The sequence below is a fragment of the Motilibacter aurantiacus genome (genome assembly GCF_011250645.1).
GTDB lineage: Bacteria > Actinomycetota > Actinomycetes > Motilibacterales > Motilibacteraceae > Motilibacter_A > Motilibacter_A aurantiacus.
In genome coordinates this window covers 373,413-388,834 of the sequence record NZ_JAANNO010000001.1, presented here as the reverse complement: position 1 = coordinate 388,834, position 15,422 = coordinate 373,413, and the positions used below count along the sequence as shown (strand labels likewise).

Annotated in this window: 13 protein-coding genes; 8 read left to right on the top strand and 5 right to left on the bottom strand. The window is 76.3% G+C overall.

The window, feature by feature from the left end; genetic code table 11:
* Nucleotides 1–158: 158 nt before the first annotated feature.
* Nucleotides 159–476: a WhiB family transcriptional regulator gene (locus G9H72_RS01780; protein WP_166166516.1), complete on the bottom strand. Its 318-nt coding sequence runs from the start codon at nucleotides 474–476 to the stop codon at nucleotides 159–161.
* A gap of 135 nt (nucleotides 477–611) precedes the next feature.
* Here G9H72_RS01780 and G9H72_RS01775 point away from each other — a divergent pair, with 135 nt between their 5' ends.
* The 5 genes from G9H72_RS01775 (at nucleotide 612) to G9H72_RS01755 (ending at nucleotide 6,745) form a co-directional block, all read left to right on the top strand.
* Nucleotides 612–1,694 (top strand): MerR family transcriptional regulator, encoded by a 1,083-nt coding sequence (locus G9H72_RS01775; protein ID WP_166166514.1) that lies wholly within the window; start codon nucleotides 612–614, stop codon nucleotides 1,692–1,694.
* Nucleotides 1,695–1,899: 205 nt separating this feature from the next.
* Nucleotides 1,900–2,508 carry a response regulator transcription factor gene (locus G9H72_RS01770; protein ID WP_166166512.1) on the top strand — a complete coding sequence of 203 codons (609 nt, stop codon included), beginning with the start codon at nucleotides 1,900–1,902 and terminating at the stop codon, nucleotides 2,506–2,508.
* A gap of 246 nt (nucleotides 2,509–2,754) precedes the next feature.
* Nucleotides 2,755–4,281: an IMP dehydrogenase gene (gene guaB / locus G9H72_RS01765; RefSeq protein ID WP_166166510.1), complete on the top strand. Its 1,527-nt coding sequence runs from the start codon at nucleotides 2,755–2,757 to the stop codon at nucleotides 4,279–4,281.
* 40 nt (nucleotides 4,282–4,321) lie between these two features.
* A complete protein-coding gene (locus G9H72_RS01760) occupies nucleotides 4,322–5,443 on the top strand; it encodes a GuaB3 family IMP dehydrogenase-related protein (protein WP_166166508.1) in 1,122 nt (373 codons plus the stop codon).
* 519 nt (nucleotides 5,444–5,962) lie between these two features.
* Nucleotides 5,963–6,745 (top strand): M28 family metallopeptidase, encoded by a 783-nt coding sequence (locus G9H72_RS01755; protein WP_166166506.1) that lies wholly within the window; start codon nucleotides 5,963–5,965, stop codon nucleotides 6,743–6,745.
* Here G9H72_RS01755 and G9H72_RS01750 read toward each other — a convergent pair.
* On the bottom strand, nucleotides 6,729–7,670 hold the full coding sequence (locus G9H72_RS01750) for a CapA family protein (protein WP_166166504.1): 942 nt from the start codon (nucleotides 7,668–7,670) through the stop codon (nucleotides 6,729–6,731). The two genes, G9H72_RS01755 and G9H72_RS01750, sit on opposite strands and share 17 nt — an antisense overlap.
* Nucleotides 7,648–8,235, bottom strand: a complete 588-nt coding sequence (locus G9H72_RS01745) for a hypothetical protein (protein WP_166166502.1) — start codon at nucleotides 8,233–8,235, stop codon at nucleotides 7,648–7,650. Before G9H72_RS01745 ends, G9H72_RS01750 begins: the two co-directional genes overlap by 23 nt.
* Nucleotides 8,236–8,398: 163 nt before the next feature.
* Here G9H72_RS01745 and glpK point away from each other — a divergent pair, with 163 nt between their 5' ends.
* Together glpK and G9H72_RS01735 are read left to right on the top strand one after the other, a co-directional pair.
* Nucleotides 8,399–9,919, top strand: coding sequence for a glycerol kinase GlpK (gene glpK / locus G9H72_RS01740; RefSeq protein ID WP_166166500.1), 1,521 nt, complete (start codon nucleotides 8,399–8,401; stop codon nucleotides 9,917–9,919).
* A 192-nt stretch (nucleotides 9,920–10,111) separates the two neighbouring features.
* Entirely contained in the window at nucleotides 10,112–10,966 is an 855-nt protein-coding gene (locus G9H72_RS01735; RefSeq protein WP_407939522.1) for an SDR family NAD(P)-dependent oxidoreductase, read from the top strand.
* Here G9H72_RS01735 and G9H72_RS01730 read toward each other — a convergent pair.
* Nucleotides 10,897–11,373, bottom strand: coding sequence for a hypothetical protein (locus G9H72_RS01730; RefSeq protein WP_166166498.1), 477 nt, complete (start codon nucleotides 11,371–11,373; stop codon nucleotides 10,897–10,899). The genes G9H72_RS01735 and G9H72_RS01730 overlap by 70 nt on opposite strands.
* Nucleotides 11,374–11,670: 297 nt before the next feature.
* Here G9H72_RS01730 and G9H72_RS01725 point away from each other — a divergent pair, with 297 nt between their 5' ends.
* The gene (locus G9H72_RS01725; protein ID WP_166166496.1) at nucleotides 11,671–12,411 is read left to right on the top strand and encodes an MBL fold metallo-hydrolase; all 741 of its coding nucleotides are present in this window, start codon (nucleotides 11,671–11,673) and stop codon (nucleotides 12,409–12,411) included.
* A 22-nt stretch (nucleotides 12,412–12,433) separates the two neighbouring features.
* Here G9H72_RS01725 and G9H72_RS01720 read toward each other — a convergent pair whose 3' ends face one another.
* Complete coding sequence (locus G9H72_RS01720) at nucleotides 12,434–15,409, bottom strand: AfsR/SARP family transcriptional regulator (RefSeq protein ID WP_166166494.1); 2,976 nt, start codon at nucleotides 15,407–15,409, stop codon at nucleotides 12,434–12,436.
* Nucleotides 15,410–15,422: the final 13 nt, after the last annotated feature.

The following is a 15,422-nucleotide window of genomic DNA, read 5'->3' as shown; positions in this document are numbered from 1 at the left end:
GACACGCGCCGACAGCCCTCGCCGCACCCGCAGCACGCCCCGAACTGGCAGCACGTCGACAGCACCGACAGGACACCGGACGGCCGTCGCACCCCCGGGTGCGGCGGCCGTCCGCATCTGCGGGGGCAGCCGTGAGGCTCGACGCGACAGGCGTCGACTCAGGCGACGGCGCTGCTGTCGGGGAAGCTCGGCACCGGCCCGCGCGCGCTGGCGTACACCGCCTCGCGCTCGTCCTCGGACATCCCACCCCAGACGCCGTACGGCTCCCGGACGGCCAGTGCGTGCTTCGCACATTGGACGATGACCGGGCAAGAGGCACAGACTGTCTTCGCGGCCAGCTCGCGGGCCCGGCGACGTGGGCCGCGCTCGCCGTCGGGGTGGAAGAACACGTCGGGGTCGGTGCGGCGGCATGCCCCGGACAACTGCCAGTCCCACAGGTCCGCGTTCGGACCGGGGAGCCGGGAGAGCTCGGCCATGGGAGGGCCTTCCTGACGTCGGTATCGGTCGTATACCGCGCCAGAAGTGGTTCAACCCTCGATCGCAGAAAGTTCCCGCGCGCGGCGCGACCCCCTCCGGTGGCGAAGAGCCACCCCGCAGGGGACGATTCGGCCATGAGGCCGACGAGCGGCGACGTCGAGGGGGCGCAGCGCATGGCGAACGCCCCTGAGCCGGCCCTGACCGTGGCCGCGGTCGCCCGACGGCTGGGCGTGGCGCCGGCCACCCTGCGCACCTGGGACCGGAGGTACGGCCTGGGCCCGTCCTCCCACACCGCGGGTGCGCACCGCCGCTACACCGCCGCCGACCTCGCCCGGCTCACCCTCATGCGGCGCCTCACCCTCGAGGGCGTGCCGCCGGCAGAGGCGGCCGCGATCGCGCTCGCCCGCGCGTCCGAGGACGCCGTCCCCGAGCTCGCGGGAAGCGTCCCGGCCGGGCCCCCGGCCCTGCCGGTCGCCGGCCCCGAGGAGCGGCTGCCGGCGGAGGTCACCCGGCTTCGTACGCCGCCGCCCGGCCTGCCCGAGGCGGCCGCCTCGCGCGCCACCCCGGGAGGCGGCCGCGTGCTCGCCATTCCCGGCGGCAGTGCCGCCTCACGCGGGCTGGCTCGTGCCGCGATGGCGCTCGACGCCCACGTCTGCCGCGAGATCATCCGCTCGAGCCTGCAGGCCAAGGGCGTCGTGGCGACCTGGAACGGGCTGCTGACCCCGGTGCTGGCCGGCATCGGGGCCCGCTGGGCGGAGACCGGTGAGGGCGTCGAGGTCGAGCACCTGCTCTCCGAGGTCGTCATGAGCGCGCTGCGGGCGTACCCGGAGTCGGTGAGCACGCCGATCAACGGCCGGCCGGTCCTGCTGGCCTGCAGCGACTCCGAGCTGCACTCGCTGCCGCTGCACGCCCTGTCGGCGGCGCTGGCCGAGCGGTCGGTGGCCAGCCGGATGCTGGGCGGTCAGATGCCCCCGCGGGCCCTCTCGGACGCGGTGCGCCGTACCGGCCCGGCGGCGGTCTTCGTCTGGGCCTCGCTGCCGGCGCACGCCGACCCCTCGGTGGTGGCCGGCCTGCCCGTCCAGCGCCCGGCGGGCGTCACTCTCCTGGGCGGGCCGGGCTGGGTGGGCCGGGCGTACCCGCCGGGGGCCGAGGTCGTCACCTCGCTGTCCGCGGCGGTCGACGCCGTGCTGGGCGCGGTCACCGCGCAGCGCGCCTGACCCTCGTCCCGCCGGCTGCGAAGGCCCCCTCCGCGGCCGGGCCGGATGCGGTGGCGCCTGGGCACGAGGGACGGACTTCGCAGGTCGAAGGGCCCGAAGGGCTCCACTGACGAGTGACATCTGCCGAAAGCTCTCTTGACGGCGGGCATGGGGCCCCTCGTCGCGCCCCCTGCGCGGGGGCGCCGGTCGAAAGAGAGGGACGTCGATGCCGACCGTCATGGTGTGCGACGACTCGCCGCTGGCCCGTGAGGCGCTCCGGCGCGGGGTCGCGTCCGTGCCGGGGATCGAGCGTGTGGTGGTCGCCGGCTCCGGCGAGGAGGCGCTCGCCCGTTGGTCCCGCGAGCGTCCGGACCTGGTCCTCATCGACGTCCGCATGCCCGGGCTCGGCGGTATCGAGGCCGCGCGCCGGATCCTGGCCACCGACCCGACCGCCAGCGTGATCATGCTGACGATGGCCGAGGACGTCGACGGCGTGGCCCGCGCGGTCGCCTCCGGCGTCCGGGGCTACCTGGTCAAGGACGCCTCCCGCGAGGAGGTCGCCGCGACCGTCGCCTCCGCGCTCAGCGACGCCGCGAGCCGGCGCGCCCCGGTGAACGGCAAGCCGGTCGACGCCGACCTGCCGTCCCTGACCGAGCGCGAGCTGCAGGTGCTCGACGGGATGAGCCGCGGCCGGAGCAACGCCGAGATCGGGCGCGAGCTCTACCTGTCCGAGGACACGGTCAAGACCCACGCCCGTCGGCTCTTCCGCAAGCTGGGCGCTGCGGACCGCGCGCACGCGGTCGCGCTCGGCTTCCGCAAGGGGATCGTCCACTAGTCGCGCCGCAGGCGTTGAGCACCCCAGGGGTGCCCGACCTGACGCGTGCCGTGCCGCCATCCGCAGGGGAGATGGCGGCACGGTCGCGTCCGGCCCACGGGCGCGTCCCCGGCGGCCGGACCTCCGGCACGGGGCGGGCGCCCCCGGCACGCGGATACCATTGCGGGCAGCCGCGCCGGCACCTCGGCTCTTCGCGGAGAGCCGCGCCGCGTGCCCCCGACCGGTGACCGCTCCCTTGGAGGCGCGATGGGCCAGCCCGTTCCCGACGAGACGACGCTGGGCCTGCCCGCCCGCTTCGCGGCCGTCGGCCTCACCTACGACGACGTCCTGCTGCTCCCGGCCGCCTCGGACGTCGTCCCCGCCGAGGTGGACACCAGCTCGCGCCTCACCCGCAACATCAGCGTCCGCCTCCCGCTCGTGTCCAGCGCGATGGACACCGTGACCGAGGCGCGGATGGCGATCGCCATGGCCCGCCAGGGCGGCCTCGGGGTGCTGCACCGCAACCTGCCCGCCGAGGAGCAGGCCCAGCAGGTCGACCTGGTCAAGCGCAGCGAGGCCGGCATGGTCGCGCAGCCGGTCTCGATCGGGCCGGACGCCACATTGGTCGAGGTCGACGAGGCCTGCAACCGGTTCCGCATCTCCGGCCTGCCGGTCGTCGACCCCGCGGGCCACCTCGTCGGCATCGTGACCAACCGCGACATGGCCTTCGAGCGCGACCGCTCCCGGCTGGTCCGCGACGTGATGACCAAGGCGCCGCTCGTCACCGCGCCCGTCGGCGTGACCCACGACGAGGCGCTCGAGCTGCTGCGCCGCCACAAGATCGAGAAGCTCCCGATCGTCGACGCCACCGGCAAGCTGCGGGGGCTCATCACGGTCAAGGACTTCGTCAAGAGCGAGCAGCACCCGTTCGCGACCAAGGACGACCGCGGCCGGCTGCGCGTCGGCGCGGCCGTCGGCGTGGGCGACGACGCGTTCGTCCGCGCGGGCCTGCTGGTCGAGGCCGGCGTGGACGTCCTGGTCGTCGACACCGCGCACGGCCACTCCCGCGCGGTCCTCGACATGGTCGCCAAGTGCAAGGCCAACTTCCGGGTCGAGGTCGTCGGCGGCAACGTCGCGACGCGGGCCGGCGCGCAGGCCCTCGTCGACGCGGGGGCCGACGCCGTCAAGGTGGGTGTGGGCCCGGGGTCGATCTGCACCACCCGCGTGGTGGCCGGGGTCGGCGTACCCCAGATCACGGCGATCCACGAGGCGAGCCTCGCCGCCGGCCCCGCCGGGGTGCCGGTCATCGGCGACGGCGGCCTGCAGCATTCCGGGGACATCGCCAAGGCGCTCGTCGCCGGCGCGGACACGGTGATGCTCGGCGGGCTGCTCGCCGGCTGTGCCGAGAGCCCGGGCGAGATCGTGTTCATCCAGGGCAAGCAGTTCAAGAGCTACCGCGGCATGGGGTCCCTCGGCGCGATGCAGTCGCGCGGCAAGGCGGGCGGGCGGGCGTACAGCCGGGACCGCTACGCCCAGGACGACGTCCTCTCCGACGACAAGCTGGTGCCCGAGGGCATCGAGGGCCAGGTGCCCTACCGTGGCCCGCTGTCGGCCGTCGCCCACCAGTTGATCGGCGGGCTGCGCGCCTCCATGGGCTACGCGGGGGCGCAGACGGTGGCCGAGCTCAAGGAGCACGGCCAGCTGATCCGCATCACCCCCGCCGGCCTGCGCGAGAGCCACCCCCACGACGTCCAGATGGTCGTCGAGGCGCCGAACTACACGACATCACGGTGACGGCCCTGCCGACGCCGGCCATCGGAGAAGAGGACAGCTGTTGACCGAGGTCGAGATCGGGCGGGGCAAGCGCGGCAAGGTCGGCTACCCGTTCGACGACATCGCCATCGTGCCGAGCCGACGGACCCGTGACCCCGAAGAGGTCTCGGTCGCGTGGCAGATCGACGCGTACCGCTTCGAGATGCCGGTGATGGCCGCCCCGATGGACTCGGTGATGTCCCCGGACACCGCCTGCACCGTCGGCCGGCTCGGCGGCCTCGGCGTGCTCGACCTCGAGGGGCTCTGGACGCGCTACGCGGACCCCCAGCCGCTGTTCGACCAGATCGCCGCGCTTCCCGAGGACGAGGCGAACCGGCGGATGCAGGAGATCTACTCCGAGCCGATCAAGCCCGACCTCGTCGCCGAGCGCATCGCCCAGATGCGGGCGTCCGGGAGCACGGTCGCGGCCTCGCTCTCCCCGCAGCGCACGCAGCAGCTGTGGAAGACCGTGGTCGACGCGGGCGTGGACATCTTCGTGATCCGCGGGACCACCGTCTCCGCCGAGCACGTGTCCGGGCGGGCCGAGCCGCTGAACCTCAAGCAGTTCATCTACGAGCTCGACGTGCCGGTGGTCGTCGGCGGCTGCGCGACCTACCAGGCCGCGCTGCACCTGATGCGTACGGGCGCGGCCGGCGTGCTCGTCGGCTTCGGCGGGGGCGCCGCCCACACCACGCGCTCCGTGCTCGGTGTCTCGGTGCCCATGGCGAGCGCCGTGGCCGACGTGGCCGCCGCTCGCCGGGACTACATGGACGAGTCGGGCGGCCGCTACGTCCACGTGATCGCCGACGGTGGGGTCGGGCGCAGCGGCGACCTGGCGAAGGCGATCGCCTGCGGCGCGGACGCCGTGATGATGGGCAGCCCCCTGGCGCGGGCGACCGAGGCCCCCGGGCAGGGCTGGCACTGGGGCTCGGAGGCCTCCCACCAGGAGCTGCCGCGCGGGCGCCGCCAGCACGTCGGCACGGTCGGGTCGCTCGAGGAGATCCTGCTCGGCCCGTCGAGCACCTCCGACGGGTCGCTGAACTTCATCGGGGCGCTGCGCCGGGCGATGGCGACGACGGGCTACTCCGACCTCAAGGAGTTCCAGCGTGTCGAGGTCGCCGTGGCGCCGCACTCGCGCAGCTGACTGCACGATCCGGCCGGCTCGTGCGTTGGGAAATGTGTGTTCCCGCGAAGGTATGTGCCGGTGGCCGCTCGTCGGGTAAGTTCTTCCCGCTCTGACGGTCACGGGGGTCCCGTCAGGGCCGAGGCCTGTGCGCCAGGTGGCCCGTCCGGGCCGGCGCGGGCCGTCGGACAGGCAGGGCCCCGTCGGGACGGGGATGCGTCGTCGGGGCCCTGCCTACCCTCGCGGCCCGCCTCGCCCTCCGTGCGGCGCTCGTGCGCCGCAGGCCTGCTCGCGCTCCTCGCGCTCACGGCCTGCAGCGGTGGAGCGGACAACGCCGGGGCGGGAGCCTCGCCCTCGCCGGTGACATCGGTGCCGACGTCGGTGCCGACCGGCACGCCCGGCGGCAGTTCGGCACCGGGCGCCGGCCAGGAGCCCAGCGCGACGCCACTCGCGACGCCCCTGGGGCCGACCCGTACGGCGAGCCGGCCGCCGGCCGGCACCCCTGCGCCGGCATCCCCGCCGCGGCTCGACGCGGAGGCGATGCTCAGCACGGTGGAGCGCCTGCAGGGCTTCGGCCCGCGCGAGGCGACCGGGCCGGCGTTCCGGCGCGCCGCGGCGTACGTCCAGGAGCGGCTCGAGACGGACGGCTGGCAGGTCGCCCGGCAGGGGCTGTCGGTCCCGGCCGGGCAGTCGTGGGGCGTCCCGGTCGACGCGGGCGAGACGTTCAACCTCGTCGCCACCCGCGACGGGCTCGACCCCGAGCAGCCGCACGTGGTCGTCGGCGCCCACCTCGACACGGTGCCGCAGTCGCCCGGGGCCGAGGACAACGCGTCCGGGGTCGCCGTGCTGCTCGAGCTGGCGCGCCTGGCGGCAGCCGTGGCCCCGCAGGTGCCCGTGATGTTCGTCGTCTACGGCGCGGAGGAGCCGCGCGGCCCGGGCGACTCGCGGCACCACTACGGCTCGCGGGTGCAGGTCGCCCGGATGTCGGGGGCCGAGCGGGACGCGGTGCAGGCGATGCTCGCCCTGGACCGGGTGGGGGTCGGCTCGGTGGTGCCGGTGTGCGACGGCGGGCTGGCCGGCGGGGTCGTGGCCCGTCAGCTGCTGGCGGCGGCCGAGCGGGCCGGGGTGCCGACGACGTCCTGCGGGCAGAACCGCTCCTCGGACCACTGGTCCTTCGAGAAGGCCGGGATCCCCGCGGGGCGGCTGGGGAGCACCTCGTGGGCTGGCTACCACTCCGCGGCGGACACGACGCGGTACGTCCGGGCGGCCCAGCTCGGCCGCTCGGCCCGCATCGCCTGGGAGTGGCTCAGCGGCCTGCGCTGAACGGCGCGCCGCTCTCCGGCCACACAGGCGCGAGCACCGAACGCGCAGCGGCCCCCTCGACCGCGCGCGGCGTGAACCGCCCGTCCATGCGGTAGGGCACCAGGTCGGCCGCCTTCAGCTCGTCACCCCAGAAGGACAGTTCCAGGAATGCGCCTTCCATCGTCCGGCTGGAGAAGTCCATGTCGAAGACGAAGTTGCCCAGGGAATGGGCGATCAGCTTGCCGCGCCGCAGCTCCACGCCCTGCAGCACGTGCGGGTGCCCGCCGACGACGAGGTCCGCGCCGGCGTCGACGAGGGCGCGGCCGACGGTGCGCTGGGCCGGGACCGGCCGGCTCGTGTACTGGTCGCCCCAGTGCGGCAGCACGACCACCACGTCGACGCGGTCGCGCAGCTGACGGATCTGCGCCTGCACCGCGGCCAGGTCGCCCTCGTTCAGCGGCCCCGTCCGGGGCGGCATCCGCAGCTGGACGGCGCCGGGGGAGGCCGCGGTGGCTGCGGGTGTCTCGCCGATGGCGTTGAAGGCCAGGAAGCCGAACCGCAACCCGCCCGCCCGCAGGATCGCCGGCTTGCGCGCGACGGCCAGGTTGGCCCCGGCCCCGAAGGGCGTGATCCCTGCTCGCGCGACGCGGGTGACCGTGGTGCGCAACGCGGCAGGGCCGTAGTCGCCCAGGTGGTTGTTGGCCAGCGACAAGGCGTCGAACCCGGCGTGCTCGAGCCCCTCCAGCACGGCGGGATCGGCACCGAAGGAGTCCCCGCCCTGGGTCGGCGCGCCCTCCCGGGAGAGGGTGCTCTCCAGGTTGCCGACCGTCAGGTCGGCGGCGGCCAGCCGCGCGGCGAGCGGCCGCAGCGGCGCGGCGGGGTCGTCCCCCGCGGCCGTCGCCACCCGGCGCGCCAGCATGACGTCACCGACCACGGTGACCGTCACGGCGTCGGACGGCGCCTCTCCCGAGGTCTTCAGCGGATATGCCCGGGGCGCCCGCAGCGGCGGACCGCCCGCCGACCAGCACGGCCCGCACCGTGGGGCCGAGGGCGCTGGTCGGCACGAGCGCCAGCACCGACGGGTCGCCGGCGGCCTGCCGGACCGCTGCCGCGTCGCTGGCCGCTCGGGCGGCCCGCGGCGCGTCGACGCCGGGGCCGCGGACCACGCGCAGCCGGCCGGGCGCCAGCCCCAGGCGTGACCAGTCGCGGGCGGTGCCGGAGACCACCGCGCGGGCGACAGCCGCGGGGACGTCGATCGGGCCCCGGCTGGGGTGCGCGGCCAGGGCGAGCGGGGCGTCCTCGGGAGGGGTGATGGGGGCCTCCGGCGGGGCGGTGGGCGCGGGGGCGACGGAGGCCCCCGGCGGGGCTGTGGCGACCGGGGTGCCGGCGGGGGCGTTCAACGGCCCGCTGACCTCGCGCCCCTCGTCCGGCGCCCCGCCGGTGCAGGCGGCGAGCACCGCCACCGCGCCGGCGAGGGTCAGGAGGCGTACGCGCTGGGCCGTGGTCGCCATGGCTCAGGCTACGTGCCGGGCCGGAGAGGCGTCGCGGTGATCACACGGTGGCGGTCGGGGGCGTGCGGACGCGGTGCCTCGGAAGACGGCCTCGGCGGGCCCGGTCCGGTGATCACCGCAGGCCTCCCGCGTAGCGTGCCGGACGAGAGGTAGGAGGGGCGGCATGGCCGACCTGGTGGGTGCGCTCGACCACGGCACGACGAGCACCCGGTTCATGGTGTTCGACGGCGCGGGCCGGGAGGTGGCCCGTCACCAGCTCGAGCACGCCCAGATCCTGCCGCGCCCGGGGTGGGTCGAGCACGACCCCGAGGAGATCTCCGACCGTGCCGCGTCCGTGGTCTCCATCGCGCTGCGCCAGGCCCGGCTCGACGCCACGGACCTGGCCGCGGTGGGGATCGCGAACCAGCGCGAGACGACGGTCGTCTGGGACCGGCGGACCGGGCGGCCGTACGCCAACGCGATCGTCTGGCAGGACACCCGCACCGACCGGATCGCGGCGGCCCTCGAGGCCGACGGGAGGGGCGAGGTGATCCGGCGCAAGGCGGGGCTGCCGCCGGCGACGTACTTCTCCGGGGCCAAGCTGCAGTGGCTGCTCGACGAGGTCGACGGGCTGCGGGCGGACGCCGAGCGCGGCGACGCGCTCTTCGGCACGACCGACACCTGGCTGCTGTGGAACCTGACCGGCGGGCCGCAGGGCGGCGTCCACGTCACCGACGTCACGAACGCCTCGCGCACCATGCTGATGAGCCTGGAGCGGCTCGACTGGGACGACGAGCTGCTCTCGTTCTTCGGGGTGCCGCGGCGGATGCTGCCGGAGATCCGCCCCTCCTCGGACGCGGCCGGCTACGGCGAGGCCGTCGGGCCGCTGCGCGGGGTGCCGCTCACCGCGGCCCTCGGCGACCAGCAGGCGGCGACGCTGGGGCAGGGGTGCCTGCGCCCGGGAACGGCCAAGAACACCTACGGCACCGGCAACTTCCTGCTCCTCAATACCGGGGTGGACCTGGTCCGGTCCGGCAGCGGCCTGCTCACCACCCCGGCCTGGCAGCTCGGCGACGACCAGCCCGCGTACGCGCTCGAGGGGTCGATCGCCGTCACGGGAAGCGCGATTCAGTGGTTGCGGGACCAGCTCGGCATCCTGACCGGCGCGGCCCAGAGCGAGGCACTCGCGGCCCAGGTCGAGGACAACGGCGGCGTCTACTTCGTCCCGGCCTTCTCCGGGCTCTTCGCGCCCTACTGGCGCTCCGACGCCAGAGGGGCGATCGTCGGGCTGTCGCGCTACAACACCAATGCACACCTGGCGCGGGCGACCCTCGAGGCGATCTGCTACCAGAGCCGGGACGTCATCGAAGCAGCGAAGATCGATTCCGGAATCGATCTTGATGTGCTGCGGGTCGACGGCGGGGTCACGGCGAACAGCCTCTGCATGCAGGTCCAGGCCGACGTCCTCGGCGTGCCGGTCAGCCGGCCGGCCGTCACCGAGACCACGGCGCTCGGCGCTGCGTACGCAGCGGGGCTGGCGGCCGGGGTGTGGGCGTCGACCGAAGAGCTCGTCGGCAACTGGCGCGAGGACCGGCGCTGGGAGCCGCAGTGGTCCGAGGACCGCCGGGAGAGCGAGTACGCCGGCTGGAAGCGGGCGGTCCAGCGGTCGCTCGGCTGGGTCGAGGTGGGCTCCGCTCGCGAGTGAGCCGCCGGGAGGTGAAGCGCCTCACCCGTCCGGGCCGCGTGCGCGCTCGCCCGGGGTGGGACACCGTGGTCGTGGCGCAGCGCTGGTCGACCTCCCGCATCCCGGACCTCACGGGGCGCCTGGCCCTGGTGACGGGGGCGACGGGCGGCCTGGGCCTCGCCGTCGCGCGCCCTGGCCGCGCGCGGGGCGACCGTGGCCCTGGCGGTGCGCGACCGGGAGCGCGGCGAGTCCGCGCTGGAGCGGGTGCGTGCGGTCGCGCCGCGGACGCCCTCGTCCGTCACCCTGCTCGACCTGGCCGACCTGGCCTCGGTCCGGGCGCTCGCGGCGCGCGAGCGGGAGTACGCCCTGCCGCTGGGCCTGCTCGTGTGCAACGCGGGCGTCTACGCCGGCAGCCGGCAGCGGACCGTCGACGGGCACGAGCTCATGGTCGGCACCAACCACCTCGGCCACTTCGCGCTCACCGGGCTGCTCGCGCCGCGGCTGGCCGCCGCCCCGTCGGCCCGAGTGGTCGTCGTGTCCAGCCTCGCAGCGGCGACCGCGGGCACACCGGGCCTCGGTGAGCAGGAGGACGCGCCCTTCCGCGGCTGGCGCGCGTACGCCGGGTCCAAGCTGGCGAACCTGTTGTTCGCCGCAGAGCTGGCCCGGCGCGCGCCTGCGCTGCGCGGCGACGTGACGGTCGCCGCCGCTCATCCCGGCTGGGCGCGCACGCGGCTGCTCACCCGGCGCGGGCCCGGGCTGGGCTCGCTCGTGACCGCGCCGGCAGCGGCCACCCTGCTCGTGCAGGGGCCGGATGCCGGGGCCGCGCCCGTGCTCCGGGCGGCGACCGCGCCGGACGTCCGCCCCGGCGACTACTACGGCCCCGGCGGGCCTGGGCAGCTGCGGGGCGCCGCGGTGCGCGTCGAGCTGCCGCCGCTGGCCCGCGACGAGGCGCTCGCGGCGGCGCTGTGGCACCGGTCCGAGCAGGAGACCGGCGTCGACTATCGCGGCCGGGGGACGAGCCCGGTCGGCCCCGCCGCGCTCGGCGCGGAGCCGACGACGTCGTCGTAGAGGCCCTCGGCCCGCAGCGCGTCCACGAGCGCGCAGTCCACCGGCTCGATGCGCAGCGAGGCGCCGTGGCTCCGGACGGCGCGAGCCGCGTCGAGCAGGAACGTCAGCAGCGAGGCGGACGGCGTCCGGATGCTCGCGGCGTGGAGGACCACGACGTCACCGCTGACCGCGGCCGCGACCGCGGCGCTCAGGCACTGTCGCGTGCGCACGACGTCGCCGTTGCCGTCGAGCAACTCGGCGCGGACGTGCCAGGACGTGCGCTGCCCGATCGGCTGGGAGAGGGAGAGGACGCGGGAGACCACCGGGTGGTCGCCGGCGCCTGCGCCGAGGTCCGGACAGCCACACGGGGGGACGTAGAGGTCCGACGAGCGAGAACGGGTGCTGGTGACGCTGGAGGTGTAAGTCATCTGCCATCCCGGTCGGGGGCTCTGCCGCTTCCAGCGTGAGCTATCTAGACGCCTTTGCGCTAGACCTGACGTTCGTCTTTCTCGTCACAAATATCGCTGATCTTTCCCGGGATGCGAGAAGCGCGAAAAGTCGATCATTCCGCGGAAACGTTGCCGACCATGTCGCCGCGCCCGCCGGTGCGACGACAAGCGGGCGTTAAGCGGGCCGGAAGCGCCCGGCCGCAGCCTGTCTGCGTCGGCACCACCGGCACGCCGTCCGTCGTCCCTTCGCCGGGGCCGAGCGCACCTGGAGGAGCAATGCCCGCTGGCGCGGTACGCGTAGCGCTCGACACCTGGGTCGTACCGCGCTGGCACTCCGGGCCCGGAGGGCAGTTCCTGCTGCGCAGCTCGCTCGTGCTCACCGGCGCGGAGCCGGTGCTGGTCGACGCCCCGGCCGAGGAGCGCCCGGACGCGGCGTGGTCGGTCGTCGACCCCGGTGACGTGCGGTGGATCGTCATCGGGGACGGCGGACCCGACCACGCCGGCGGCCTGGCCGCCGTGCTGCCGGCCTGCCCGCTCGCCCGCGTCGTCGCCGCACCGGCCGTCGCGGCGCGCCTGCTCGCCGACCTTCCCGAGCTCGGCGGCCGGCTGCGGGCCGTCGGTGACGGGCAACCCCTGCCCGTGCGTGGCCGCGCGCTCGTGCCGCTCCTGCCCGCCGGGGGCGCGCTCGGGCTGGCCGACCCCCAGGCCGGCCTGCTCTGGGCCGGGGAGGCGTTCGCCGCGCCGGTCCCCGGTCAGGTGCTCGACCCCGACGAGCTTCCCGACCAGGACTGGCCCGGCGCCTTCCGTGCGTACGCGGCGGCCAGCCCCTGGCCCTGCGCGCAGGCGCGCCCGGACGACCTGCTCGCCCGCTGGCCGGGCCACGATCGGCCGCGGCTGGTGGTGTCGGCCCACGGCCCCCTGCTGCACGGCGCGCGGCTCGCGGAGGCGGTGTCCACGCTCGCCGCCCCGACGCCGGCGCTGCGTGCCGCCGGCGCCGCGGCGCCGGGCCCGGGGTGAGCCGCGGGTGCCCCGGCGTGCCTCAGCGCCCGGCCGTCACGGCGGCCAGCTCGTCGCGCGCGGCGTCCAGGGCGTACGCGAGCATCGCGTCCCAGCCGAGCGCCCGCCCGCGCTCGCGGGCCGCCTCGGCGTCCGTGCCGGTCACCGCCGCCTCGACGAGGGCGATGTCCCGCCCGCAGTCCACCGGGTCCATCAGCGCCGGGGCGTAGCCGATCTCCCGGCCCTGCGCCGCGACGGCCGCGAGCAGCACGGCGCCGTCCGTGGCGCGCCCGCAGGCCGCGAGCGCGCCGGCGAGCGTGTGCACGCCGACCAGCGTGGACGTGCGGTCGTGCTCCTCGTAGAGGTCGCGCAGGATCGGCACGAGCCGGCGGAGCGTGTCGTGCGGGTCGCCGCGGTCCAGGCCGGCCTTCGCCGCGATCCAGCCGATCGACGCGGCCGCCCACAGATGGCCGCACTCGATGGCGATCTGGGCGCCCTCGTCGAGCAGCTCCTGGGCGCGGGCGGCCTCGCCGCGCAGGCGGGCCACCAGCCCGAGCGTCTGGTAGGCCTCGGCCTGCACCCAGGCGTACCCGGTCTGCTGCGCCGTCCGGCGGGCCTCCTCGGCCAGCGCCTGCCCCGCGTCCGGGTTGCCGATGAGCGCCTGGAAGTAGCCGGCGTAGACGTTGGCCAGGGCGTACATGTCCGGCTCACGGGCCGCGTCGGCGAGGGACATCGCCTCTGCCAGGTGGCCGGACCCGCCGTGAACGTCGCCCATGAGGTAGCTCAGCATTGCCAGGGCGAGCAGACCCCGGACGCGGACCCGGCCGGGGGCGCCCGGAGCGGCGGCCAGCGCCCGGCCGAGCCACTCGCGCCCCTCGTCGGCAGGGCCGGTGCGGTACCACGCCCAGCCCAGCGCGGAGGCGATCCGGGCAGCGGTGCCGCCGTCGCCGGAGGCCAGGGCGTGGCCGAGCGCGGCGCGCACGTTGGACTGCTCGGCCGAGAGCCGGCGCAGCCACACGGTGCAGTCGCGGGTGCGCAAGCGGGGGAGCGCCTGCTCGGCGAGGTCGACGACCCAGGCGGCGTGCCGGTCGCGCAGGGTGGCGCGCTCGGCCGGTGGCAGCGCGCGGGCTGCGTACTCGCGCAGCGACTCGAGCATCCCGTAGCGCCGCGGGCTCGCCGACGTGTCGACCGTGATCATCGACTTGGCGGCCAGGCCGGTCAGCGGGCGCAGCACGGGGCGTCCGGCCACCGCCGCCGCGGCATCGAGGTCGAACCCGCCGTCGAACACGGACAGCGTGCAGAAGACCTCCTGCTCGTCGGGCGAGAGCATCGCGTAGCTCCACTCGACCGCCGCCTCGAGCGTGCGGTGGTGACGCGGGCTCGCGGCCCCGCGCCGGGGCCGGCCGTCCGCCAGCACCTCGAACCGGTCACCCAGGTGCTCGAGCAGCTGGGCGGGGGAGAGCACGTCGCAGCGCGAAGCGGCCAGCTCCAGCGCGAGCGGGATGCCGTCGAGCGCCGCGCAGACCCGGCGCACCGCGTCCAGCTCGGCCGCGTCCGGCTCCCAGGGGCCGCCCATCACCGCCGCCGCGCGGTCGAGGAAGAGGCGCACCGCCGGGGCGGGCGCACCGTCCGGCGCCGCCTCGACCGGCAGCGGAGCCACGGCGACCAGCGCCTCTCCCGGCACGCCGAGCCGCTCCCGGCTGGTCGCCAGCACGCGCACGTCGGGCGCCGTCTCGAGGATCGCCGTCACCACGTCGGCCGCCGCGTCGAGGACGTGCTCGCAGTTGTCCAGCACGAGCAGGGCCGAGCGCTCCCGCAGCGACTCGGCGACCGCCTCGGTGCGCGAGGAGCCCACGCTCGCAGCCACGCCCAGCGCGTCGGCGACCGCCGCCGGCACCAGGGCAGGGTCGCGTACGCCGGCGAGCAGCACCAGCCAGGGGCCGTCCGCCCCCTCGTGGCGGCGGGCGGCCTCGAGCGCGAGCCGTGTCTTGCCGGCCCCGCCCGAGCCCACGAGCGTGACCACCCGCGAGCTGCGCAGCCAGTCCGCGACCTGCGCCAGCTCGCGGTCGCGCCCCACGAAGGAGGAGAGCGCCGTGGGAAGGGCGGAGCGCCGGCCTGCCGGGCGTGCCGGCGGGGAGGCGGGCTCGGCCGGCGGCGGTGGCGTGGGCCGCGGCGCCAGGTCCGGAGCGAGGCCCAAAGCGAGGTCTGGAGCGAGGCCGGAAGCGAGGTCTGGAGCAAGGTCCAGGGCGGGGTCCTGCGCGAGGATCGCCGCCTCGAGCCGCTGCAGCGCGGGGCCGGGGTCGATGCCGAGCTCGTCGGCCAGGTGGCGGCGGGCTTCACGCAGCGCGGCGAGGGCGTCGGCCTGCCGCCCGGCGCGGTAGAGCCCCAGCGCCAGCAGCTCGCGCGGCCGCTCCCGCCACGGGTGCGCGGCGACCAGCGCCTCCAGCTCCCCGACCGCCTCCCGGCCCCCGGGCAGGTCCAGCCGGGCCGCCAGCAGCTCCTCCTGCGCGGTTGCGCGCAGCTCCTCGAGCCGGGCCGCCTCCTGCCGGAGCGCCGGCACGTCCGCGACGTCGGCGTACGCCGGGCCGCGCCAGAGCGCCAGGGCACGGGTGAGCGCGTCCCGCGCCTGCCCGGGCGCGCTGCCGGCACGCAGGCGGGCGCCCTCCGCGGTCAGGGCGGTGAACTCGTCGGCGTCCAGCGTCACCGCGTCGGAGGCCAGCGCGTACCCCGGTGGCACGCTGACGAGCACGGTCGCCGGAGCCCGGGCGGGGCGGTCCGGCTCGAGCACCTTGCGCAGCTTGCTCACGAAGACCTGCAGCGTCTGGGGCGCGCTCGCCGGCGCCTGCCCGGCCCAGACCTCCTCGACGAGCCGCTCGGCCGGGACCACCTGCCCCTGCGCGGCGGCGAGGACGGCCAGCACGGCGCGCTGGCGCGGCCCGGCCAGGTCCACGGGCACGCCTGCGACGGACGCCTCCAGCGGCCCGAGCACGCCGATGCGCGGCCCCGTCGGTTGTCCCACGCGGGCACGCTAG